This is a genomic window from Psychrobacillus sp. MER TA 171, from assembly GCF_023713305.1.
Classification (GTDB): Bacteria; Bacillota; Bacilli; order Bacillales_A; family Planococcaceae; genus Psychrobacillus.
The window spans coordinates 336182-360387 of sequence record NZ_JAMAWN010000001.1 but is presented as its reverse complement, the minus strand read 5'-3'; the positions used below and the strand labels follow the sequence as shown (position 1 = coordinate 360387).

Annotated in this window: 21 protein-coding genes; 7 read left to right on the top strand and 14 right to left on the bottom strand. The window is 36.0% G+C overall.

The window, feature by feature from the left end; all coding sequences use genetic code 11:
• Nucleotides 1–115 precede the first annotated feature (115 nt).
• Complete coding sequence (locus M3627_RS01590; protein WP_169358765.1) at nucleotides 116–1087, top strand: proline dehydrogenase family protein; 972 nt, start codon at nucleotides 116–118, stop codon at nucleotides 1085–1087.
• An 85-nt stretch (nucleotides 1088–1172) separates the two neighbouring features.
• On the opposite strand, the gene M3627_RS01585 is transcribed toward M3627_RS01590, so the two are convergent.
• The 4 genes from M3627_RS01585 to M3627_RS01570 form a co-directional block, all read right to left on the bottom strand.
• On the bottom strand, nucleotides 1173–2141 hold the full coding sequence (locus tag M3627_RS01585; protein WP_251552718.1) for a carbohydrate kinase family protein: 969 nt from the start codon (nucleotides 2139–2141) through the stop codon (nucleotides 1173–1175).
• Nucleotides 2142–2514: 373 nt separating this feature from the next.
• Nucleotides 2515–3711 (bottom strand): PepSY domain-containing protein, encoded by a 1197-nt coding sequence (locus M3627_RS01580; protein ID WP_251552716.1) that lies wholly within the window; start codon nucleotides 3709–3711, stop codon nucleotides 2515–2517.
• A gap of 41 nt (nucleotides 3712–3752) precedes the next feature.
• Nucleotides 3753–5114, bottom strand: coding sequence for a sensor histidine kinase (locus M3627_RS01575; RefSeq protein WP_169358762.1), 1362 nt, complete (start codon nucleotides 5112–5114; stop codon nucleotides 3753–3755).
• Nucleotides 5104–5817 carry a response regulator transcription factor gene (locus M3627_RS01570; protein ID WP_169358761.1) on the bottom strand — a complete coding sequence of 238 codons (714 nt, stop codon included), beginning with the start codon at nucleotides 5815–5817 and terminating at the stop codon, nucleotides 5104–5106. The genes M3627_RS01575 and M3627_RS01570 overlap by 11 nt, the downstream gene beginning before the upstream one ends.
• A gap of 270 nt (nucleotides 5818–6087) precedes the next feature.
• Here M3627_RS01570 and M3627_RS01565 point away from each other — a divergent pair, with 270 nt between their 5' ends.
• A complete protein-coding gene (locus tag M3627_RS01565) occupies nucleotides 6088–6687 on the top strand; it encodes a transposase (RefSeq protein WP_251552715.1) in 600 nt (199 codons plus the stop codon).
• Between the two features lie 187 nt (nucleotides 6688–6874).
• On the opposite strand, the gene M3627_RS01560 is transcribed toward M3627_RS01565, so the two are convergent.
• The gene (locus M3627_RS01560) at nucleotides 6875–7948 is read right to left on the bottom strand and encodes a branched-chain amino acid aminotransferase (protein WP_169358759.1); all 1074 of its coding nucleotides are present in this window, start codon (nucleotides 7946–7948) and stop codon (nucleotides 6875–6877) included.
• Between the two features lie 248 nt (nucleotides 7949–8196).
• On the opposite strand from M3627_RS01560, the gene M3627_RS01555 reads away from it, so the two are divergent.
• Both M3627_RS01555 and M3627_RS01550 read left to right on the top strand, forming a co-directional pair.
• Complete coding sequence (locus M3627_RS01555; protein WP_251552714.1) at nucleotides 8197–9834, top strand: hypothetical protein; 1638 nt, start codon at nucleotides 8197–8199, stop codon at nucleotides 9832–9834.
• Between the two features lie 62 nt (nucleotides 9835–9896).
• Nucleotides 9897–11351, top strand: a complete 1455-nt coding sequence (locus tag M3627_RS01550; protein ID WP_251552712.1) for an S-layer homology domain-containing protein — start codon at nucleotides 9897–9899, stop codon at nucleotides 11349–11351.
• Nucleotides 11352–11477: 126 nt separating this feature from the next.
• On the opposite strand, the gene M3627_RS01545 is transcribed toward M3627_RS01550, so the two are convergent.
• On the bottom strand, nucleotides 11478–12821 hold the full coding sequence (locus tag M3627_RS01545; RefSeq protein WP_169358756.1) for a GntP family permease: 1344 nt from the start codon (nucleotides 12819–12821) through the stop codon (nucleotides 11478–11480).
• Nucleotides 12822–12825: 4 nt separating this feature from the next.
• On the bottom strand, nucleotides 12826–13962 hold the full coding sequence (locus M3627_RS01540; RefSeq protein WP_251552711.1) for a glycerate kinase: 1137 nt from the start codon (nucleotides 13960–13962) through the stop codon (nucleotides 12826–12828).
• Between the two features lie 117 nt (nucleotides 13963–14079).
• Here M3627_RS01540 and M3627_RS01535 point away from each other — a divergent pair, with 117 nt between their 5' ends.
• On the top strand, nucleotides 14080–15162 hold the full coding sequence (locus M3627_RS01535; protein WP_251552709.1) for a CdaR family transcriptional regulator: 1083 nt from the start codon (nucleotides 14080–14082) through the stop codon (nucleotides 15160–15162).
• 468 nt (nucleotides 15163–15630) lie between these two features.
• Here M3627_RS01535 and M3627_RS01530 read toward each other — a convergent pair whose 3' ends face one another.
• Entirely contained in the window at nucleotides 15631–16116 is a 486-nt protein-coding gene (locus tag M3627_RS01530; protein WP_240949614.1) for a C40 family peptidase, read from the bottom strand.
• A 308-nt stretch (nucleotides 16117–16424) separates the two neighbouring features.
• Between M3627_RS01530 and M3627_RS01525 the strand changes: the two genes are divergently transcribed.
• A complete protein-coding gene (locus tag M3627_RS01525; protein ID WP_251552708.1) occupies nucleotides 16425–18137 on the top strand; it encodes a methyl-accepting chemotaxis protein in 1713 nt (570 codons plus the stop codon).
• Nucleotides 18138–18235: 98 nt separating this feature from the next.
• Here M3627_RS01525 and M3627_RS01520 read toward each other — a convergent pair whose 3' ends face one another.
• Both M3627_RS01520 and M3627_RS01515 read right to left on the bottom strand, forming a co-directional pair.
• On the bottom strand, nucleotides 18236–19837 hold the full coding sequence (locus M3627_RS01520) for a M20/M25/M40 family metallo-hydrolase (protein WP_251552707.1): 1602 nt from the start codon (nucleotides 19835–19837) through the stop codon (nucleotides 18236–18238).
• A 135-nt stretch (nucleotides 19838–19972) separates the two neighbouring features.
• The gene (locus tag M3627_RS01515; protein ID WP_169358752.1) at nucleotides 19973–20398 is read right to left on the bottom strand and encodes a HEAT repeat domain-containing protein; all 426 of its coding nucleotides are present in this window, start codon (nucleotides 20396–20398) and stop codon (nucleotides 19973–19975) included.
• A gap of 187 nt (nucleotides 20399–20585) precedes the next feature.
• Between M3627_RS01515 and M3627_RS01510 the strand changes: the two genes are divergently transcribed.
• Nucleotides 20586–20786, top strand: a complete 201-nt coding sequence (locus tag M3627_RS01510; protein ID WP_169358751.1) for a hypothetical protein — start codon at nucleotides 20586–20588, stop codon at nucleotides 20784–20786.
• Between the two features lie 165 nt (nucleotides 20787–20951).
• Here M3627_RS01510 and M3627_RS01505 read toward each other — a convergent pair whose 3' ends face one another.
• From M3627_RS01505 to M3627_RS01490, 4 genes are read right to left on the bottom strand one after another with little or no spacing between them, the layout of a single operon-like run.
• On the bottom strand, nucleotides 20952–21761 hold the full coding sequence (locus M3627_RS01505; protein WP_251552705.1) for an ABC transporter ATPase: 810 nt from the start codon (nucleotides 21759–21761) through the stop codon (nucleotides 20952–20954).
• A 7-nt stretch (nucleotides 21762–21768) separates the two neighbouring features.
• On the bottom strand, nucleotides 21769–22590 hold the full coding sequence (locus tag M3627_RS01500) for an ABC transporter ATPase (protein ID WP_169358749.1): 822 nt from the start codon (nucleotides 22588–22590) through the stop codon (nucleotides 21769–21771).
• Nucleotides 22591–22617: 27 nt separating this feature from the next.
• Entirely contained in the window at nucleotides 22618–23415 is a 798-nt protein-coding gene (locus M3627_RS01495) for a hypothetical protein (protein WP_251552704.1), read from the bottom strand.
• Between the two features lie 29 nt (nucleotides 23416–23444).
• Complete coding sequence (locus tag M3627_RS01490) at nucleotides 23445–24104, bottom strand: hypothetical protein (RefSeq protein ID WP_240949612.1); 660 nt, start codon at nucleotides 24102–24104, stop codon at nucleotides 23445–23447.
• Between the last annotated feature and the right edge of the window lie 102 nt (nucleotides 24105–24206).

Sequence of the window (24206 nt, the reverse complement as noted above, 5' to 3'; positions counted from 1 at the left end):
AAAGGTAAAAATAGTGATTATTTGCATTCTGTGTATGAGGTTATTTGTCCTACTTGCACGAAAAAAGATGTTATATGCTATAATTAATTATCACAATAGAGATAGGAGTATCATCATGTTAAAAGATATTTTTATGACATTATCAGAAAACCAAGTATTAAATGGGGCCGCTAAAAAGTATGGTTTAAAAATGGGTGCCCAACATGTTGTAGCTGGGACTAATATCGAAGAAACGATGGAAAGTATTAAAAAGCTTAATGCTCAAGGTATCTCTTGTACGGTAGATAATTTAGGGGAATTTGTCTTTGAAAAAGAAGAGGCTTTAGAAGCCAAAGCTCAAATTATCGCAGTGATTGAAGCAATAGAGGAACATCAGGTTGATGCTCATATCTCATTAAAACCATCCCAATTAGGATTGGATATAGATTATGATTTTGCTTTACAAAATTTAAAAGATATTATTGCAGTCGCAAAAAAATATAATACATTCATTAATATTGATATGGAATCTAACAAACATTTACAGCCTTCCTTTGACATATTGGACGAGCTATCTAAGGAATACGACCAAGTTGGAACAGTTATCCAAGCATACTTCTTTAGAGCAGCTGAAGATATTCAAAAGTATAAAAACTTCCGTCTACGTATTGTAAAAGGAGCTTACAAAGAACCTGCAGACGTAGCTTATCAAACAAAAGAGGAAATTGACCAAAATTATATAGAGCTAATTGAATGGCACTTATTAAATGGTAAATTTACTTCTATCGCAACACATGATCATAATGTCATCAATCATATCAAGCAATTTATAATTGATAATAATATTTCACATGATAAATTTGAGTTCCAAATGCTATATGGTTTCCGTACGGATATGCAGTTACAGCTAGCAAAAGAAGGCTTTAACTTCTGCACATATGTACCATTCGGAAAAGACTGGTACGGTTACTTCATGAGACGTCTTGCTGAACGCCCTGCAAACATGAATCTTGTCGTAAAACAAGTGTTTAACAAAAAAACGAACACTATGATCGGTCTTGCAGCAGGTGCATTTGCCCTAGGAAGATTGACAAAAAGAAAGAAATAATACTGCACATGGACATATACTAGTCACTAAATAAAAAAAGTGAAATCAGCAACTTGATTTCACTTTTTTTTATTTAAAGTCACTATTAGACTTCGTTACGGCTGTCCTCCTGCAATTGACAAATATCCTTTAATGTAGGAAGAGCAGGTATTCCGCCTCTTTTTGTAGCAGCTAATGCTCCTGCCGCATTAGCAAAGAGCACACTAGATTTTAGCTTGTCTATATTCAAATTCTCCATATTAGACTCTGCTAAAATTTTGAATAGAAAAGCCCCATAGAAAGCATCTCCTGATCCGGTTGTATCAATTGCTTCTACTACATATGGTGGAATCATTTCTGTTTTATCCTTATATCTAAAAAAGCATCCTTTCTCGCCCAAAGTCACCAAAATCAATGGAATTCCATAGTTTCTACTTAATAGTTTAGTTCCATTTTCATAGTCCATTGTGTCAGTTAAAAAGTGAAGCTCTTCTTCAGATACCTTTAATATGTCTGCAAAGTACATGCTATCAGAGATGACTTTCTTCGCTTCACTTAGATCGTCCCATAGACTTTCACGCAAATTAGGGTCGTATGAAATTAGTATCCCTTTGTTTTTTGCATATTGAACTGCACTAAGAGTAGCTTGTCTCGCAGGTTCACTAGTCATGGAAACGGAGCCAAAATGAAATAATCTTGCTTTGTCGATTAATTCATAGTTCACTTCTTGTTCCTCTAAAGTAATATCAGCACCTGGTTTACGGTAAAAACTAAAAGAACGGTCACCATCCGGATGGAGATGAATAAAGGCCAAGGTCGTGTTGAATTGTCCAGTTGTCACTACACCAGTCGTATCTACATGATTAGATACTAAAGTTTCCTTAAGAAACGTCCCAAAATCATCTGCCCCTACTTTACCGATAAAGGATGTTTTTAGCCCTAATTTACTAAGCATAACCAATACGTTTGCTGGAGCTCCACCCGGATTTCTTTCAAATAATGTATTTTTATTGTCGGATTGCCCATAGGGTGTAAAGTCGATTAATATCTCACCTAATGCTACCACGTCATACATATGTGTAATCACCTCTATTAGAGTATTGTAAACTATGAAATATAGCTCCGTTTCATCGATTAAATAAAGGATATACTATTTTCCAGAAAAGTTAAAATGTAAATAAAAACACCTCATTCTACGGGGATGGTAGAATGAGATGTTTTTTCCTTGTTATCGCTCAAGGTATATTTAATACGCCGTAAGTTTTTTGCCTTCGTACTTCCACATCGTTTTATCGCTCGTGTGTTAGATATCCCCGATTATACTAAGTTGGAGAAAGAGCTCCTTCAAAACTCGTTCAACAACATTAAAGATAATTTTTCTATATATTCATCATATCTGAACTAAATGAGAATACACAGAGAGTTTTATTAGAAATTGATGAGAATTTTTATTCCCATGTTACTGATAATATTTTTCCAGAGATTGCATGTACCTGGATCGTCGCTTTTGTTTTTTTATCCTTACTATCCTTCGAGTTACCATCTGCGGTTTGCATCACTATTAAATAGTAGCCACCTTCATTTGTTTTTATAAAGGAATTGCTATCCACGGTTCCCTTGTATTGTTGCTGGGCTATTTTAGTTGCTTGCTCCGGAGTAATTAACACGGTAGCAGTAATTTCCTGCTTCGCTTCGTCAGGTTTTTTGGTTTCAGTTTGTGTTTTATTGTTACTAGTAGAGCTAGCGTCTGGCTCTTCCTTTTTAGCTTCCTCTTTTTTCGGCTCTTCTGTCTTGCTAGTCTCTGTCTTAGTAGATTCTACCTTTACAGGCTCCACTTTGGAGGTTTCATTTTTAGTTTCCGTCTTGCTTATATCTGTTTTGGTTGGTTCTGTTTTAGAAGAGTCTGTTTTAATACCTTCTATAGAGTCAGCTGCAGCCTCTGCCTTAGCATCAGCCTTGCCCTCATCGGACTTGGCAACCTCCACTTTGACTGGTTCCTTTTTAACTTCCTCTGTTTTCACAGGCTCAGTTTTCAGGACATCCTTTATTGCATTTTTAATTACTTCTGTGATTGGCTTGTCTACTTTAGAATCACTTAACTTTTCTTGGATTGAAGAAGTGGCTGAAATACTAGACTTAATCAACTTCATTTCAGTCGCTTGAGCGGTTTCTACTTTATTAACCATGCTCATTGTATCCTCTTTTACCTGTATTTGCGTAATGGGACTCATTTCTACTACAATGTTATTGTTTGTTTCTTTCTTACGTATATTACTAGTTAATGGATATTCCCTAACTTCAAAAGTATCACTATATGTGGCGAATTCCGATTGCTCAACAGGCTGAGAAATACCTGTTAACATATATTCATTCGTCTGCTCCATTGTGTAAATATCTCCATTTGTAGAGTTAACCTCTACTAAATAAACAGAGCCACCTTTTGTAATAACAGCCTTATATACATTTTCTTTTAACGTTATATCAGTTACCTCTGCATCATACAATTGCTCTAGCTGGGAACGAACATCATTCTCTGACATAAATTGCCTGTTCGTTTGGGTAACATTAAACAAAAACCCAGTGCCTACAATGACGATCACTGACACAAAAATCAATGTATATTTTTTGATTTTAGTAAATTTCATTCATGCTTCCCTCCCCCCAATTCTATTTTAAAAGACAAACATTAAAAATTGATGAGAATTGGAGTTTTTGGAATAAAAATATAAATAGTAGTGCCAAACCCAATTGTGCTATCTATTTCCAATTCGAGAGATAAACGGTTGGCAATCTCTTTTGCAATGGACAATCCAAGACCAGTTCCACCTGTTTTCCTATTTCGATCCTCGTCGACACGATAAAATCGGTCAAAGATATAATCAAGATCTTTTTTAGGAATACCGTTCCCATAGTCTAAAATTGCGACCACTGTATGATTTTCTTCCTCGGTAATCGTTGTCTTAATTTCTTTTTCGCTGTATTTCCTCGCATTATCTAGAATAATAAAAAGAAGCTGTGTTAGCTGCTCCATATCCGTGTTCACGTAGACAGGGCCATCACCTTTTAATATAAATTTACGATTATAAGCAGTGCGCATAGATTGCAAGGTATTTTCCACCAGCTCATATAAATCAATTGTTTCCGACTTTTGAGTATGCTGTCCATTCCCTTTAGCTAGTAACAACATTTGAGAAATCATCTCTTTCATTCTTGCCGTCTCATGAATGATTGCATTTACCGATTCCTCTGCAATTGCTTTATCTTTGAAGCCATGACGAGACAATAGCTTTGCATAGCTTTCGATGACAGTGAGTGGCGTTTTTAATTCATGTGAAGCATCAGAAACAAACTGCTCCTGCTTATTGTAGTTTTCCTCTAGCTGCTCCATCATTTCATTAAACGCTATTCCCATCTGAGTCATTTCGTCTTTACGATTTTTACTTAACTCTATTTTTTGATATTTTCCTGACATCCTGCTTTGGGACATGGTTTTAATTAATTTATTTATAGGTTTAGTAATGATATTACCTAAAGTGACACTTGAAATTGTCATAAGGAGCATCCCTATTATAGTTACCCCTATTAAGGTCCAACGAAGGAATTTTAAATTTTTATCTACCTCCACAAGCTGTTTAAGCGTATGGATCTCAACAACTTCGCCATTTTGCCATATGACTGGCTTTGTTATAGTTAGGACGGGGACACCTCGAAAATAACCTGAGGTATATCGCTCTCCATTCTCTAACTCCGGTTTATAATCTTTCATCTCTTCGATTGACTCTACAAAGACGATAGACTCACCCTTGGCGTTGATCACTCTAATTCCTCCATTAGGAGGGATAAAAGCACGTAAAATAGTAGCTGGATCGTCATCCGCTCCCATTTTACTGAGAGCGCCAACCAGCTCATCCACTTCATTATTCAACTGATTATACTCGGTATCGAAAGCCATTGACTCAAATATAAAATAGATACCTATATTCATTAACCCTAAAATTACTAGCGTTAAAAATGTAGAGAAAAGATGAATTTTTGCTTTAAGCTTCATTTTTCAGCTCCTTCAAAACATATCCCACGCCTCTTACGGTTTGAATGAAAGAAGAACAATTTTTCTCCTCTAATTTTTTTCGTACATATCTTATGTAAACGTCCACAATATTTGTATCTCCATAATAATCAAAGCCCCACACAGCGTCTAAAAGTTGTTCCCTTGATAACACTTGGTTAGGATGCTTTATTAAGTAAAGTAGTAAATCATACTCTCGTGGCGTCAAATTGACTTGTTCCCCATCATTAGTAATCTCTCTCGTTTGCTCATTTAAAGTAATAGAATGGAAAACATGAACATGAATATTGTCTACTTGATCTGGTGCAGAAGCAGAGGATTTATTGAAACGAATGGCTGACCGCACACGAGCAAGAAGCTCTTCAATTTCAAACGGCTTCGTCACATAATCGTTTGCCCCTAAATCCAATCCCTTCACCTTGTCCTCCAGCCCGCTCTTTGCAGTCAATAAAATAACTGGAGTTTTAGCCTCTGTTGCTCTAATTCTCCTTAATACATCTAACCCATTTAATCCTGGCAGCATCAAATCTAACAGCACAAGATCCCAGGGCTTTTCTCTATATTTAATAAGGCCATCTGTACCTGTATAAGCAATCTCGACAGAATACCCCTCGAATTCCAGCTCTAATTGTAGAACACGAGCAATATTTTCCTCATCCTCTATAATTAATATCTGCTCTTTCATACGGAATCCCCCTCTTTATGGCTATTTTAACACAATATACCGACCAAATTATACACATTACAGAATCATTACAGGTGCCTGGCACCTGTAATGAACTGATAACAAAGCGCTATAATTTTATTTTCGATACAATTTTAAGCAATAAAACAAGAATTTAATCGAATACTATCTATAAAAATCAAATTATTGTGAATATTGCATAATTTCCGTTATTGTACATTTTATAGGTTTATAGTATGTTTGTTAAAAGAATAGATGGAGGTTAGAAAAATGGGGAGAATGCGGAGGATTTGGCAGCCAGAGATTTATTATCACGTGACAATGAGAGGCAATAATCGACAGAATATTTTCTTGAACGAGGGAGATGTTTCTCTCTTTTTCCGTGCTTTACAACGTACATATAAAAAATCGAATTTCATAATTATTGCTTACTGTATTATGAATAATCATTACCACCTTTTGATCTGCTCCCCTGAGACACCACTTTCGGAAGTGATGTTATCCATCAACAAGACTTACTCAGAATACTTCAAACGTAAATATAATTATTTTGGACAACTCTATGAAACCAGATTTTTTTCCAGTATGGTTTCCGACCCTATAGGCTTATTAAATGTCAGTAGTTACATTCATCAAAACCCTTTAACGACTTCCAAGGCTATGACCAATAAGATGGAATACTATCCTTATAGTTCGTTTCAATATTACTTTTTCGATAAAAAGTGTGACTATCCTTTTGTAAACACCGAGCTGCTTCCCAATTTAATAAAAAACTACCCTGATATTAAAGATAGAACCTACGTAGCTTATTGTGAAAATTTTCGGATTAAACAAGATTTACATTTTGACTACGAGATTCCTACTAATTAAATTAATTGGATGTACAACGTGTGAATAATGGAGACTGTAGTATCAACCTGTAAAGACATGCTTTCCTACCAGAACCATCTCATGTCCTTCATTAAACGAGCTGTAAACTGCAACCAGTTTATAACATCAGTTCATTTTTCAAAGAAAAGAATCGCTCCTATTCGTAAACTAGGAGCGATTCACACTTTTATTTTAGTTCTGTAACCCAGCCAAAAGGATCTTCCACTGTTCCACTTTGAATGCCAGTCAATGTATCATATAATTTCTTAGATAACTCACCAGTTTCTCCGTTATTTACATAGAATAGCTCACCTTTCCAGCGAAGCTCACCAATTGGAGAAATAACTGCAGCAGTCCCTGTTCCGAACGCTTCTTCTAGCTTACCGTTTAAATAAGCTTCTCTAACTTCCTCCATTGACACCTTGCGTTCCGCTACTGGCACACCCCAATATTTTAATAGCTCGATAATGGATTTTCTAGTAATGCCATCTAGAATAGAACCGTTTAAGGCTGGAGTAACAACCTCTCCATCTATTTTAAAGAAAACATTCATGCTTCCTACTTCTTCAATATACTTTCGTTCAATTCCATCTAGCCATAATACTTGCGAGTAACCCTCTCTATCAGCCACTTCCTGTGCCTTTAAGCTAGAAGCATAATTACCAGCTGTTTTAGCCATTCCTGTACCACCCGCCACTGCACGAACGTATTCACTTTCTACTAATATTTTTACAGGATGTATACCTTCTTTATAATAAGAGCCAACAGGTGACATAATAATCATAAAGCTATAAGTCTTAGATGGAGAAACACCTAAATGTGCTTCAGTCCCAATCATAAATGGTCGGATATATAGAGATGTTCCTGGTTCATTTGGAATCCATTCCTTATCAATCTCAAGCAGCTCTTTTAATGCTTCCATAGCAAACTCTTCATCTATTTGAGGCATACTAAGTCGATCGCAGGAAATATTCATACGTTTCATGTTTTGTTCTGGTCTAAATAAACGAACTACGCCATCCTTAGACAAATACGCTTTCATGCCTTCAAATACCGTTTGCCCATAATGTAATATAGTTGCAGAAGGGTCTAACGTAATCGGTTGATAAGGGACAATCCGATGATCATGCCATCCAATGCCTGTTGTATAGTCTGCAATAAACATATGATCTGTAAATTTAGTACCAAAGGCAAGTTGGCCGGCAGGTGTTTTCTCATTTTTTATTTCATTTTCTGTAAACTTGATTTTTACACTGTTCATGTTGTATTACCCCTATCAATTTAATTATTTAGTAAATTGCAACTTTTATAACTGTGCAATATATTATATGCAATTATACTCCTTTTCTCAAAATTGAAAACACCTTTTTTAGAAAATTTTCTAAAAATTTTGTGTATTTTTAACTCTACTTTTCATTTTTGTAAATTTAAAGGAATTACATCTTAATATCCTTTTAAATAAACCGATAAATAAGTATAGTAAAATACCAAAAGATAGGAGGTTTATATGTGTTTAGAAACACTCTGTACATATTAAGCTTATTACTAATCATAAGCACCATTTTTTCTACTGTTCCTGCGAATGCTTCTTCCACGGTTAACGGACTTTTCTTAAAAACCATATATGAAGAAGTAACCCTTGAGGACAAGACAACCGAGAAAAGACTCTCACAAGTAATATTAATCAATGAACAAGGAAAAGAAGTAAGGCTAACCATTGATAAATATACCCCTTTGTACATCAACTCGACGCCTACTACAATTGGTGCATTTAAGGAAGGATTGTGGGTGGAAGCGATTGTGGATGGCCAATCAGTTCGAGAGCTCAACGGATTCACATACATCGAGCAAGGATCTCTTGAGAACAATAAATCTGAAGCAATCGGACAAAGCCTTACAGGAACTGTCAATGAAATCGATAAAGGTGCTAAGTATATCGCTATCAATCTCAAAGATAAAAAATCAACGAGATTTTATTTAGACGAGGACACAGAAATATATAAAGATAATAAAATCGTAGACTTAAGCGTTTTATATGTGGGAGACCGCATAAAACTGAAAACATCAGAGCATGACACGAATACTTTGTCCTCCATAGAAATAACTACAGACGGTATCAAAGTAGAAAATATATACAAAGGTGTTATTCAGCAAATCGATTCAAAACAAAATAAGTTAGTTATTAAAAATGAAAAGGCATTTATTAATTGGAACTGGAGAAACACAACTAATACTGCCATCAATTCCAAGAGCTTTACAGATAAAACACCTATTTTCCTCGGCACTAAAAAGATTGATAAAAGTCAGCTTCGTAATTATCGAAACAACGAGATTTACTACGTAACGGTAAAGCAGTCTGGAAAAGAAATCATTCAGAAAATGATTATAAAAAAGACAAATGAACGGACGCTACATGAAAGCCTATACGGTCTAGATACAAAGAATAAAAATATCAAATTAACTAATTACGGAACCATTCCATATCATAGCGGAACTATTATTATTAGAAACGGACGATTAGTAGATCCGACAGCACTTCAGCAGAGCGGTAAAGCATTTGTTATTGCAAACGGTGCTTCGTCTAACCAATATGCAAATGTCATCCATATTACTAACGATGGATTTCAAAGCGCTAACTTAGCAGATTATCAATTATACTTTGGTCAAATAAATTACACGAATCAGTATCAGCTTTCACTATCCAATCCTCAGGTTTTGTCTAATAACTATTGGTACTCCACTGGGAATGCTAGCTTCAGCTTTAGCAATGATACGGTAGTTACAGAGGATTATAATAACTTAACAAAGGATTTCACTTATAGTAATGGAAAATATGGTTACTTCTATGTAAAAGATAACCACATAATTGCATCTAAAATAGTCGGCTATTCCACACCGGATTATTCTGTTTCCATCGGTCGATATAATCCAATCCATTGGAATCCTAATACATTAAGTATAAAAGACGTTAGTGAGCACTATAATAGCGACTGGCTAGCAGCTTATCAGCGTAACTATGTAGATTTATCGAATACAATGCTCATCAAAGAAGGAAGAATAATTAAATCCAGCGATTTGAAGAAGAACGATCGACTCTACATGATTCATAATGGTTACTATCAAGCAAAAATAATTTTAGTAGATTAACTGCTCAGGGTATGTACATGCATACCCTCCATTACATAGAGAAAGAGGTAAATAGGATACATATGAAAAATCAACTTATAAAAAAGACGATTGTTACCCTGATGGCTTTATTCCTTATACTAAACTTAGGGACAAATGAAGCTAGCGCGAAGGTTCCAGATTTTAATGGTGGCATTTTAGACGAGTATTCTTATGAAGAGGTATTTTTTCTAAACGGCTCTCCAATTACATTTACAGGGAAAGCAACCGTCTCTGAAAAAGAAAGTAAAAACCAATTAACTTCTACTTATAAATTTAATTTAAGTAATCAATATGGAGATAAGTTAACAAGAAGCGTCGTCTACGTTACTAATTTAACTACTCATGTTAAAAAAAATCAAACTACGGCTCAAACTACAGTTAAAAGCTACTCCGAAAAAGTAACTTTAGCTGATAAAACGACATTTAGCTTGGATGATTATCAGTTTTCTCAAGGTTCGGTTATCGATAACCGACCAGCAACTGATTATTATTCGGGGAATATAATTGCAAGAAAGATTTATAAGCGTAGTCAAAAAATCGGAAGAGAAACAATTAATGATTTAATTACTGTTTATATGGAAGGAAATAATGTTGGCTACAAAAATTTCTGGGGCTCCACTGACACTCAGTTGATTGACTATGAAATAGATTCCCCACAAGGAACTTCATTTGTATCTAGCAAGGTTTCTGACAGTAAATCTAGAGTATTAGAATACGAAAAGCATATTCCCTCTCTATCAAGCTTTGTAGGTGGACACTCAGTTGTAAGCAAGTCAAACATGGTAGCAGAATATGATTATCAGATTCCATTTAATCCATACAACACAACAGGGACTGCATACATTAATAAAGATAAAACACCAACAATTGAAAGACTTATCGTCCCTAAGTTTCGTGATATTGAAAAGCATTGGTCCAAGCCAAATATTGAAAAACTATATTCTTTAGGTATTTTTGATGAAACAAGTAACTTCTTCTCTCCTGATGCAGCAATGAAAAAAGACCTTTTCACTGTAGCTGTGGCTAAAGCTGTAGACTTGCGTGTATTAGAAGATAAACCAAAAAACAGGAAAAATATAAGAAAAGCATTATTTTCAGATTTAGATATTAATGATCCGAACTATGTATATATTGAAAGCGCACTAAATAAAGAAATTGTAACTCCAGTGAATGCTGACATATTTGGAGCAAATAAATCTATCACTAGAGCAGAGGCAGTAACTATTATTATTCGCTCTCTTGGATTAGAGGGACGTGCACCAACCCCTGGTTACACAACGAAGTTTATTGACGACAACAAAATACCAAAATCAGCAAAGGATAGTATCTATGTCGCAAGTGAACTAGGCTTAATCGATCCAGATAGAAAAAATCGTATTAATCCTAACGAAGTCCTTACACGAGGAAAAGCATCACAGTTACTTGTCAGATATATGAACTTCCTTGAATCTGACCTAAAACAAAACTATCGCGATGACATGATTAATTTCAACTAAACTCAAAACCCCATCTAAACACCGGCGAATGCACCGGTTCTAGATGGGGTTTTTCACTTGATTGAAAATAATGTTACAGGTGCCTGGCACCTGTAACATAGGTGGCCTAGACATACCTGTAACATATTACACAAATATGAACCAAAGGATTGCTGTAACGATGATTGTTGTAATACCTTGCAGTAGAGTTGCCATTGTTTGGGCTTTGTACGCATCGGTAACCTTCATGCCGCTAAATTGGGTCACTACCCAGAAATAGCTGTCATTTACATGGCTCACTGTCATCGCTCCTGCTCCTACCGCCATAACAACTAGCGCTAACGGTAATGCACCCTCTATACCTAAAGTTGGTAACATTGGTGCTACTAGTGATGAAGTAATAACTAGAGCAGCTGTTGAGGAGCCTTGTGCAGTTTTAAGAGCTGCCGCAATAAGGAATGGTACTAGTAAGAATAATGCTCCGTTAGCCAATACCCCTAAGTCCATTTCCTGTAGAAGCTCTGCTACTCCAGAGTTTTTAATAACTGTACCAAACGCTCCTCCTGCACCAGTGATTAATAAAATTGGTGCTGCTTCCTTAAGGCTTTCACCAATCCAACCAGACAGCGTTTTTTCACTAATTTCAGGTAGCAATAAGAAGGAAGCTAATACACCGAACAATAGTGCCACAGTTGGAGAACCAAGGAATCTCAAGAAATTCGTTAATCCTGATTCATCGCCAACTAACGCTGCAACTGAGCCCGTGCCGATTAATAAAATTGGTAGTACGATTGGTAAAAAAGCTTTAAAGGTAGATGGCATTTTCCCAAAGGATTTAATAACCTCTTCATAATCCAGTGCATCTTCCTGATCCGCTGGCACGTCTATTTTCGTCCCAACCTTCACGGCCCATAAATAACCTACGATAGTGGCAGGAATTGCTACAAACAAACCGACCAAAATTATAGTTCCAAGATAATCTGTTGCTCCAATATTCCCTGCTGCTGCGATTGGTCCAGGAGTTGGAGGCACTAATGTGTGCGTTGCATAAAGTCCTGTAGACAAAGCTACTGCCATAGATGCTACCTTGACCTTCGCACGTTTTGCTAATGACTTTTGTAAACTTGATAAAATAATAAATCCAGAATCACAAAATACAGGTATTGATACGATAAACCCTATGATGGACATGGCAAGCTGCGGTCTTTTTTCACCTAGAATACGAAGGACAACCTCTGCCATTCGGTAAGCTCCACCAGACTTTTCAAGAATAACCCCTATGATTGTTCCCGCAACAATTACAATCCCGATACTCGTCATCAAACCGCCAAAGCCAGAGTTAACATTCTCTACAACAGTTAGCAGCGGCATACCAGAAGCAATACCTACAAAGAAGGCACTGATTAATAGAGCCAAAAAGGGATGTAGCTTGAACACTGCAGTTGCCACTACAACAAAAACAACTCCTAACAAAATAACTAAAAACAACATGACCTTACACCTCTTCCTTTAGAATGGCTTGCATTGTTTCCTTAGTTCTTACAGTTAAATAATGAATCGGGTCTTTTAAGGATTCTTCCACACTTACTGAATGGTCTACTATACTAACAAGCTTAGAAAAATAGGTAGACAAGTCTACTTTACTTTCTTTCTCTATAAAGCCCGAGAGCAATATAACGGGAATTCCTCTTTTATTTGCAGCAACAGCAACTCCCATCGGAGCCTTACCAGAGAGAGTTTGTCTGTCCGTTTTACCTTCTCCTGTAATGACGAGGTCTGCATCCTCTAAGTGCTTTTCAAATTGAATGGACTCCATGACAACTTCTATACCTGGCTTTAATTGGACAGGAAATAAAGCAAGAAAAGCACCTCCAAGTCCTCCAGCTGCACCCGCACCTGGCATCTGATGCACCCTAATACCTTTCACTTCAGCTATTTTATTTGCAAGGTTCTTTAAACCATTCTCTAGCTGGTCCTCCATTTGTGGAGTTACCCCTTTTTGTGGACCAAACACAGCCGTAGCTCCATTTTTGCCTAATAAAGGATTATCCACATCACAAGCTAGTATGAACTGTGAACTTTGAATTCGCTTATCCATTCGACTGATATCTATCTCTTCCAGATTTACAAGAGAGCCTCCCCCAGCTTGTATTTCTTCTTTTACTTTATTCCTAAATTCAACCCCTAATGCACGTAGCATCCCTGCCCCGCCATCATTCGTTGCACTCCCCCCTATTCCAACAATAAACTTCCGGAATCCTTGATCGAGCGCGTGACGAATCAGTTCACCTGTACCAAACGTTGATGTCTTTAGCGGATTTCTTTCAGCTTGCGACAATAGAGTCAAACCAGAAGCTCTAGCCATTTCAATGACACAAGTCTCTTTGTCTCCTAACACCCCATAAACCGCCTCTATTTGTTTTCCTAACGGGTCTTGAACGGTTGCAGTTACAAATGTTCCACCAGTTGCAATGACAAGGGGTTCAAGCGTTCCTTCCCCACCATCTGCTACAGGTAGTAATACAGTTTCAATAGATGGATCAACCTCATGAATCGCGTTGGAAACAGCCCTAGCAACCTCAGTTGCTGACAATGAACCCTTGTAAGAGTCAGGACTAATAACAATTTTCATATATTCTCTCCTCCGATTAAAGCGCTTACAAAGATTATATTGCAAAGAAAAAATGATTACATTATACTTATTGTATAATTTAACTGTATTATAACAGCTAGTTTTTTATACATTGAGGTGATTCAATTGATAACCAAGCAATTAGCCGAACAAATAGTACAGCAAACTATGCTTCGTCTTCATAGAAATATTAACGTTATGCAGACAAACGGAGTCATACTTGCCTCTGGCGACGAGCTAAGAGTAAATCATATACATGAAGGTGCTATTGAAGTAGCTAAAACTAAGTCCCCACTAAGGATTACAAAGGATAATAATCATCTTTTTCCCCGAACAAAGTGTGGCATTAATTTACCTATATTCTATCAAAATGAAATAGTCGGAATCATTGGAGTAACGGGAGAACCAGCCGACTTGGAGGAGATAGCAACACTTCTCCAGTTAACAACTGAAATGATGGTCCATCAAGCATTGATAGTCTCCGAGAGAGAATGGAAGCGGAAAATACAAGAGCTCGTCTTCGAAGAATTAATGAGTGGACAGCCAATCCAGAAATATTTACAGGAAAGGCTCAACAAAATAGGCTTTCAAAACAAAGCCCCATTTTATGCAATGATGCTTGAGGTAGATCCAGAGTCTTCCTCTTATCAAAATATTATTCAGGAAATAGAATACTATCTAGAAACAGATTCTATATTAGTCGGTCATTACCAAGCGAGCGAGCATTTTATTTTAATTTCTGGCTTGGATAAAACAACATTCACTCGCAAAGTTACCTTATTAGCAGAAAAACTAAAGAAATATTATTCTCTTTCCATTGGGCTAGGGAGAGAAGTGCAATTATTAGAGCAAGTCCATTATGCCTACCGAACAGCCAAGCTCGCGCTTCAATACGGGAATCCTAACAAGCCAGTCATTTCCTTCGAGGAGGTAGAAATTTACTCTCTGTTTAAAAACAAAGATTCCTTTGAGGTTCAAACCTATACAAAAAAAATGCTAGAGCCACTGGATATTAAACTACAAACTACCTTGCAGAAATATTTTGATTGCAGTCTTCAGCTCTCTATTTGTGCTGAGGAACTCGGGATTCATCGCCATACCCTCACCTACCGTTTAAACAAAATAGCACAAGTAACAGGTTATAATCCTACTAACTTTCAGGATGCCCTAGCACTTCAGTTAGCTTTGTTATTAAAATAGACTATGTTAAAAAGTAGGGTTGATTTATGATACAAAGAAATCTTATATCAGAGAGTATAATTGATTTCCGCCCCAGCCGGACGCTTTCCTCGGGGTGAGCGATAAGCCATCCCCCATCGCTTACGCGCGTGGTTGTGATGTCTTATCTGTCTCACTCATCCCGTAGGAGTCGCCGTCTGGTGCTCCAATCAATGATGGGAACAGTTTTAGCATCGATAAAGCGCTAATCAATTTACTCGCATAAACAAAGCTGAAAAACTGTCACCAACACCAATTTAATCATCTTTTTAATATTCTTAATAGCCATTTGAAAGTTCCTTTGTTTATGTTAACAGTCACTATAAAAAAGAATGGTTAGTCAAAATCAACCAATAACATTAACAAAGCTTTCAAAAACTAGAAATTTACATTTCAACGAAAAAACCGTTTCAGCTCATTAGCCGAAACGGTTACATTATTTATATTTTATTATTTTTTAGCTACTTGAACGTTAGCAACTTTTTTAGCGCCTACGTATTTTTTACCCCAGTAATAAGGATCATTAATTTTATCGATTCTTACACCTTTTGATGATGAAGCATGAATGAATTGGCCATTCCCGATAAACATTCCAACATGTGAAACACCTTTTCCAGTCGTATTGAAGAATACTAAATCCCCAACTGCTAGTTTAGCTTTTTTTACTGGCGTTCCTTTACTGTACATTCCAGCAGCAGTTCTCGGAAGAGAGACACCTTTACCTTTGTACACGTACCCAATAAATCCAGAGCAATCAAATCCTGCCTTCGTTGTGCCACCATAACGATATTTAGTTCCAATTAGACTTTTCGCACTTGATACTATTTCGTTGGATTTTACAGAGCTAGCTGCTTCTGTATTTCCCGCAAATGTTCCCATGGCTAAAACTAGAGTTAGTGTTAAGATCGTGATAAGTTTTTTAAACAAAGAAGTCAATTTTGATGTTCCCCCAAAGAAGTATTGAAAAATTTCTCTATTTTTTCTCGTTAAAAATTTCTCTATACCCATACTAACACGGTTTAAACATTAGTGATTTTACATTTGTGTAACAATAAGATTACAAGCCGAAAAGTATACTAAGACTCTCCTCCCGTTTTAAATTTGAACAAATAAGTACAATATGCCTAATTTATTAGCATGAATTATAATATTCTTGTTATTTTACTCTATCTATCCATAGGATATATGTGTTATAAATAGAGGGTTAACTATTATTTGCCAAAAAAGAATAGGAGATTACTATTGTGAAACTGAAATGGAAAAATACACTTACTCTACATCTCGGGACAATTATCGTCGGGGTAATGATTGTTATGCTTACGATTACTTCTGTAGCTACTTATAAAACTGCCTATGGCGAACTTTACAAAGCAGCTGGGATTGAAGCATATGGTTGTGCTAATATTACTACTGGTTTAATTACACCTGAATATATTAATAAAATACTTGCTGGAGACACTGCTGCCGTTAAAAGCGTAGGTGAGCAGCTAAACTGGACTACTGCTCATAAAGATATTTTTGAGACTCAATATATAATTGACTTAGAAGGAAACCTATTAGCTACTGATGATAACTTAAAAGAAACTGGTTTTAATGCAGGAGATCAATTTTACATAGATCAAGAATCGATTGATATGCTTGTCAAGATGGGACACCCTACCTACTCAGAAAGCTATGAGTACGCCGGGATGAATCGTTTGTCTGGCTATGCTCCAATTTTCGAGGATCATGACCCCTCGAAAAAAATTGTTGCTATTAGTGTAATAGATTTTAATGCGGACATCGTCTCTGAAAGAACATGGGATGTAGTTAGTAAAGGATTACTATTAAGTATTATTCCTTTATTGTTAGCATCTATAGTTACTCTTCTTTTAATTAGAAGAAAAACAAAGCCTTTATCTGTTTTGATTGCTCATGCAGAAGAGATCGCTAAAGGAAACTTATCTGTTAAAGACACAAATTTTTCAAGCAAGGATGAGGTTGGAAACTTAAGTAGGACGCTTGATACACTTGCTGGTAACTTACGTACGATGATTGGAACGATTCAAAACACTTCCTCCCAATTAATGAAAAATGCAGAAGAAACTACAGCCTCTTTGATTGAGATGAAGGAAGCAGCGCATCAGATCGCCAATAATATGAGTGAAAATGTAGCATCTATATCAACAGGCACTGCATCTGCTGAAAGCTCAACCGTTATCTTAAATAATTTAGCGACCGGTCTACAGCATTCAAAGGAAACTGCGGACCAGTGCTCAGTACAATCGATGACCACTATGCAGATTGCTCAAGAAGGCCTCAAGAAAGCCGAAGAAACTAGTCGAGACATGAACAAAATAAGAAATGCCTCCATTGAAACTAGCGCAATGATTGTGAAGCTCGATGAAGCAACTAATAAAATACAGCAAATTACTGAGTCCATCGCCGGCATAGCAGCTCAAACAAATCTACTAGCACTTAATGCCTCTATAGAAGCAGCTCGTGCTGGTGAGCATGGAAAAGGATTTGCAGTTGTAGCAGAAGAAGTTCGCAAGCTAGCAGAACAGTCTAACTTAGAGGTTAAACAAGTAGAAGAAATCGTAAAAGAGATAACGGAAAACATCTCACACGTAGTAACCTCTACGGACACCAGCACCAAACTAATCGAAACTGGAAATGCAACCGTTCAGCAAACTTCTCAATCCTTGCAGAATATCTCTACAGCTGTCGGTAAGACAGTAGAGGAAATCTCAAGGATATCTAAAATGACAACCGAGGAAGCTGCTAACTCTAAGCAAGTAGTAGATCTTATCGAAAATCTAACTGAATCTATAAGAGAAATTGAACAAGTGACTACAACCATTTCAGCCGTAACAGAAGAAACCTCTGCCTCTATAGACGAGATTTCACAGCATTCCGCTGAAACATCCGAAGTAGCACAACAACTTCACAACCTCATAAACAAATTTAAACTCTAACGATTACTTACATTATATTATTACAAGTGCCTGGCACCTGTAATATATTTCAAGAAGACACAAAAATAGACGCCCACGTTACAGGGGGCGTCTATTTTTTATTTGTATAAGCTTTTAATAAGGGTTTCTAGCATTACTGGCATTTCAACAAAAGCACTGTCTACATGTAGTCTTTCTGTTTTTTGATGAGCATCCTTGCCGAATGGTCCTACGTTCAGTACAGGTCCCTTTAATTTAGCCATATCATCAAATGGGATATCATAGGTATCTCCCCATACTGGTGTATTGCTTTCAAATGCTGTCCAGCCGTTTCCATCGTCTTCATAATTTACATAGCTCAAATCGCATATCCCATTAAAATAATGTATTTGTTTTACTGTATTATTAAAGGATTGTGCAGATTGCTTCATTAACTCAACCGCTTCTATAATCAGTGGATCCTTGGATGTGTTAACCGCTGGATAATATGGTGGAGCAAAGAGCAACACGGTAGCTGGTGAAAGCTCCTGGCATTGAATCATGAGATTATCTACTATTCGAAGTGATTTTTCACGATCGTCCCATTCCTCTTCCGCAAGTACTTCTTGCTTAAGTCTTTGAACTTCCTCTATGCCTAATTTTTTATTCGCATACGCAAGCAGCTCGTCATATTTCAAAACTCTGACCTGTCCAATTCCTTGTACCTGCTCTCTATCACAAATTTGTTGATAGGTTTTATTCAAAGCGTCCATTGCCTCATTCGCAACCTGTTCAAACAGTTCCATAATGTCAGAAGCAGTTCTTCTTAATAAAAACACGTTGTACAAAGCAACTGCTCGGTACGGTGTCTGCGTTGAATAAGACATTTTCAAATCCTTTTGCTGTAAAGAAACTGGCAACGGAGTACTTTCTCCAAGGTCATGCTCTGTAAATATAGGATTATATTCCATTCGCTGTGTTAAGAAAGAAGCAATATAGTTAGCCGTCATCCCTTTCATCGGCTCTCCTACATGAGTTTCCTTTCCGTAAAACAGCGCAGCGGGCATAATTTTACCGATCGTACCAGAATAGATATACTCGTCAATATCCTTTGGCACCTGTGAAAACGAAGGTTCACTATTTAAAAACAGCTTATATGATAAATTAAACTCTTCACGAATTCGAACTAGCTGAGTAACAGCCGCACGCATACCAGCAGAGTTTACCTCTTCATCAGGCACACTTGTGAGAATTAAATTAATTGGCCATTCTTCCACAGTAGCTTTTTCAATCAACTGCATATGTAAGGCTAATCCCATCTTCATATCCATCGTTCCACGACCAAACAAATACTTCCCGGTCGCCAAATCTTCCTGAGCATCCTCCGGTAGCTCACTAGGATTCTCCATTAACTTTCTAGTTAACTCCTCCGGAAAATAAGCTAAAGGCTCCAAAGTACCATATTCTTCTGTCTGCACAGTATCGAAATGACTAATAAGAACAACTGTTTCTGTTGCAGAAGGATGCTTATATAAAGCCGTCACTACCTGTCTTCCCAAGCCTGCATCGTGAAGCTGGAGCTGACTCGGATGAGTTTGAAAATACTCAAGCTCTCGAATCTTTTCTATTAACTTAGGAGCAAACTCCCTCTCTCCATCCGTTAACGTAATACTATTCCAGCTCACAAGCTCACACAATAATTCACGCAGTCGATCTGGCGTATCCCATAAAAGCTTATTCATACTAATCCTCCTAACAAAATCTTTTTTATATTTATATAGTTTATTTTACATTATTTCAAGTGCCTGGCACCTGTAATATTTCATCCATAAATATACAAAAAAAGGTCAATGCAAATTGACCTTTTCCAGAATTCCTTATAATTTTTTCCATTCTTCTTCTAGCCATTCTAAGCCTTTTTCACCTTCATACGCATCATATACATCGATACGCATTCTTTTTAGCTTAGTTAAGTAGTCGTCAATCGTATGATCTTTTGGTAAGCTCTTTTTCACACGAACAAATACTTTATTTGCTCCTTTTACCAATTCGAATTTTTTACGCTTTGGTAATACCACATCTTCCCCTAACTCAAGCAATGAGCGATATGCTTCTTCTTGAATTTGAAAAACTGGGTCATGGTCTAATCTTACTTTTAGTATATCAATCACTTGGCTTGTATTATAATTTCCCAACTCTTCAACAGCACTTAAACGAGTTCTCCAGCTTCCAGTACGGTTAGCTGCTTTTTTAAGATCCTCATAGTTTTCTGGTAACTCATTTTTTATAGACTTTTTACTCAATCAATTCATACTCCTTTAAATTTCATCTTAAACACATTATGTTTGTCCATTAATTATATACTATGTGCTCATTAAAACCTATTTTTTATATTTCCCTTAAAAAAGCAATTAAATAATACTGTATAATTTCCAATTATATTGTAATTAATACATATAAATGATACAATTTTCAAAAGGAGGTGATTGTTTGAAAAACGTCGATGAAATAAAAAAATATAAATTTTTATTGTCCTTTCACGATGGCCATCAACTATTATTTGAAACAAACACAGACATTAGAACAGCAGAGCGCGAATACATAAATGGTGGAATGTTCGTGGAAACTGAAAATAAATACACTATCAATTTAAACCAAGTAGCAAGAATTCAAGTCAAAAAACAACGATAATGAAGCACCGTTCCTCTGTCCTAATAATTATGAGTTTTTAAAATCAACCCTCAAAATAAAATACATTTCCCTTAAAAGCAAAACGCACCCCTATTTAAAAACGGATGCGTTTTTTATATGCTTTTTTATGGTATATTACAAGTGCCAGGCACCTGTAACATAGTGTTATGCCTCTATCCTTGGTTTTCTTCTTCGCTCAGTTTTTTGTTCGCCTATGGAGTAAAGGTAACCTCGCTCACTAAAGTTAAAACTCTTATACTTACACTTACAATATAAAATGATTAGCTGTTCAGGTAAGACTGCTATCATTGCGTAAAATACAAGCATTCCCAAAACAAGGATACCCGGAGTACTGCTGTCATAGTAATTAGAGTTATGAGAAATCCACTTCGTTATAAGTATAAATACAGCTCCCCCTATTAATACTACTTTAGGAACAAACGACATGTTTGCTAGTTCGTTTCTTTGCTCTTCCTTTTCGGAGCCTTTTCGATAGTGCCCTTTTTTAAGCGAGATATAATAACGGACCATTATAATAATAAATAATAAGAGTGCTACAGCTAAAATAACGTAGGCAATTTGCATTAAGTTATCCGCATTGTTTGTCATGCCCTCATCCTCTAAACCTATTGTAAATAAGGAAATAATCAAAAATGAAATGGAACCGACATTATGGGAAACCAAAATGGAAAGTGCGTACTGTATCCTTTCACTTCTTTTATAAACAAACGGGATAGAGTATACAATACTTAATCCGATTATAGTAACAGTTAACCAAAAATGTATGTTAATTATCTCCTCTTTAAACGGAAAAAGAGAGTAAGGTGCTGCTAAATAATAATTTAAGGCAAACATTAACGCTTGTAAAAAAATACCTAGTATTAATACAACACTAATACTTTCTCTACTTTGGCGACCAGATTCTAACGGTTCCCTTAATACTTCAAAATCTTCCTCCCTTAATTGGCCCCTCATTTACTAGTCAACTCCTAATCTCTTTGCTAAGCTTCTTCCCTCGTTTTCTCTTAAGCATTTGATCTCCTACAGAATACAAGTAGCCTCGCTCATTAAAATTGAAGCTTTTGTATTTATACTTACAATATAAGATGACTAACTGCTCAGGTAGGACAAACAGCATGACAAAAAAGAGACCGATACCAATCGTAATGATTAAAACAGAGTCTATATTAAACTCAGGCATTACTCTTACAACATATTGCATAATGAGCACTATAATTAAACCAAAGACAACAGCAGGAAAAATTAGAAGAGTAGTATTTTTTTCTAGTTGACCTCTAATCTGATCCTTCTTGCTTCCCTTTCTATAATGTCCTTTTTTCAATAAAATATAAAATCTTATACATGTAGCGAAGAAGACCAAGAAACCACAGCTAAGGATAAGATATGTAACCTTGAGCAATTTTTCTGCACTTACCACTTCTCCCCCTGTATCCTCTCCAATTAAAAATAGGGCACAGATAAACAAAGAGAAGGATAATAAATTTTGCGAAACTAATATAGAGACTAAATACTGAATTCTATCAAACTTTCTATAAACTATTGGTATAGCAAAAACAAGCGACAGTATAATTAAAGCAACTGTAAAATATAAATGAATCTCTATAATTTTCTCTTTATAAGGAAACACTGTATTTGGACCAACCATGAAATATTCTAATAAAAATACTAAGGCTTGTAGAAAAACTGTTATAAATAATATTGCCCCTAAACTTCCTGGACTTTGTCTACCAGATTCTAACGGTCCCCTTAATACTTCAAAATCTTCCTCCCTTAATCTACCCATTAGTCTTTCTAAACTCCCCATTCATTTTTAAGCCTCTATCCCTCGTTTTCTTTTAACCTTTTGATCCTCACTAGAATACAAATAGCCTCGTTCATTAAAATTAAAGCTCTTATATTTATACTTACAATATAAGATGACTAGCTGCTCGGGTAATATGAACATCATTACGAAAAATGCAAGGATTCCCCCAATAATGATAGCAATAGTGTTACTGTCATCGTAATTGGAGTTTTTGGAGATGTACTGAATTACAAATACTAGTCCAATTCCACCTACTATTGCGCCTGGAAGAAAGGACATAGATTCTAATTTACTTCTTTGTTCATCTTTTTTAGAGCCTTTTCGATAATGACCTTTCTTTAGCAAAATATAAAAACGGATAAACGTAACTATAAATATTAAAATTCCTATAGTCAAAATAATATAGGTGATTTGCAATAAAGAGTCTTTATTCGTGTTTATGCCCCCATTTTCCATCCCTATTAAAAACAAGGATACAAGTAAAAAAGGAATGGATGACATATTTTGTGTAACAATAATTGAAATTAGATATTGTATTCTTCCGCTTCTGTTATAAACATAGGGAAGGGAATAAAGCACACATAATCCAATTAAGACGGCAGTAAGCCAAAAATAAAAATTCATTATCTCTTCCTTATTTGGAAATGTGGTAACGTCCTTCACCATAAAATAGAGTAAAGCAAACATTAATGCTTGTATAAAAATACCTAGTATTAATGCAAATCCAAGACTTCCTGGACTCTGTCTGCCAGATTCTAACGGTCCTCTTAAAACTGCAAAATCTTCCTCCCTTAATCTACCCATTAGTTTAATGAGTCAACTCCATTCATTTATTAAGCTTCTATCCCTCGTTTTCTTTTAACCTTTTGATCCTCACTGGAATACAAATAGCCTCGCTCATTAAAATTAAAACTCTTATATCTATACTTACAATATAAGATGACTAGTTGTTCTGGTAAAATGAACATCATCACAAAAAAGGTGAGGATGCCCCCTACAATGAGAATAGCAAAATTAGAATCATCGAAAGCTGAATTTTTAGCAAGATACTGTATAACAAATACTACTCCAACTCCACCTGCAATAGCACCTGGAAGAAATGACATAGATTCTAATTTACTTCTTTGTTCATCCTTTTTAGAGCCCTTACGATATTGGCCTTTTTTAAGCAAAATATAAAAACGTATAAATGTGGAGATTAGAATAAATAAACCTAGGGATAAAATAACATACGTAACCATTAACAAAGATTTTGTACTAGTTATTGCCCCCCCGTATGTAGACCCTAATAAAAACAGGGACAATAGTAAAAAAGGGAATGTAGACATATTATGCGTAACAAGGATACTCAGTAAATATTGGATTCTACTACTTTTTCTATATACTGCAGGTATGGAGTAAATAATAGAAAATACACTTAGAATTATAGTCAACCATAAATGAACACTTAAAATTTTCTCATGATTAGGGAATAAAGTCTCTCCCTTTGTCAAATATGAGAGGACTCCATACAGTAGTGATTGTAAAAATATACTTATTATTAAAACAAAACTAATATTGCTTGGACTCTGTCTGCCCGATTCCAACGGTCCCCT

Coding starts and splice junctions, on each gene's coding strand:
- M3627_RS01590 (WP_169358765.1), top strand. CDS start 116: ATGTTAAAAGATATTTTTATGACATTATCAGAAAACCAAGTATTAAAT.
- M3627_RS01585 (WP_251552718.1), bottom strand. CDS start 2,141: ATGTATGACGTGGTAGCATTAGGTGAGATATTAATCGACTTTACACCC.
- M3627_RS01580 (WP_251552716.1), bottom strand. CDS start 3,711: ATGAAATTTACTAAAATCAAAAAATATACATTGATTTTTGTGTCAGTG.
- M3627_RS01575 (WP_169358762.1), bottom strand. CDS start 5,114: ATGAAGCTTAAAGCAAAAATTCATCTTTTCTCTACATTTTTAACGCTA.
- M3627_RS01570 (WP_169358761.1), bottom strand. CDS start 5,817: ATGAAAGAGCAGATATTAATTATAGAGGATGAGGAAAATATTGCTCGT.
- M3627_RS01565 (WP_251552715.1), top strand. CDS start 6,088: ATGGGGAGAATGCGGAGGATTTGGCAGCCAGAGATTTATTATCACGTG.
- M3627_RS01560 (WP_169358759.1), bottom strand. CDS start 7,948: ATGAACAGTGTAAAAATCAAGTTTACAGAAAATGAAATAAAAAATGAG.
- M3627_RS01550 (WP_251552712.1), top strand. CDS start 9,897: ATGAAAAATCAACTTATAAAAAAGACGATTGTTACCCTGATGGCTTTA.
- M3627_RS01545 (WP_169358756.1), bottom strand. CDS start 12,821: ATGTTGTTTTTAGTTATTTTGTTAGGAGTTGTTTTTGTTGTAGTGGCA.
- M3627_RS01540 (WP_251552711.1), bottom strand. CDS start 13,962: ATGAAAATTGTTATTAGTCCTGACTCTTACAAGGGTTCATTGTCAGCA.
- M3627_RS01520 (WP_251552707.1), bottom strand. CDS start 19,837: ATGAATAAGCTTTTATGGGATACGCCAGATCGACTGCGTGAATTATTG.
- M3627_RS01505 (WP_251552705.1), bottom strand. CDS start 21,761: ATGAGGGGCCAATTAAGGGAGGAAGATTTTGAAGTATTAAGGGAACCG.
- M3627_RS01500 (WP_169358749.1), bottom strand. CDS start 22,590: ATGGGTAGATTAAGGGAGGAAGATTTTGAAGTATTAAGGGGACCGTTA.
- M3627_RS01495 (WP_251552704.1), bottom strand. CDS start 23,415: ATGGGTAGATTAAGGGAGGAAGATTTTGCAGTTTTAAGAGGACCGTTA.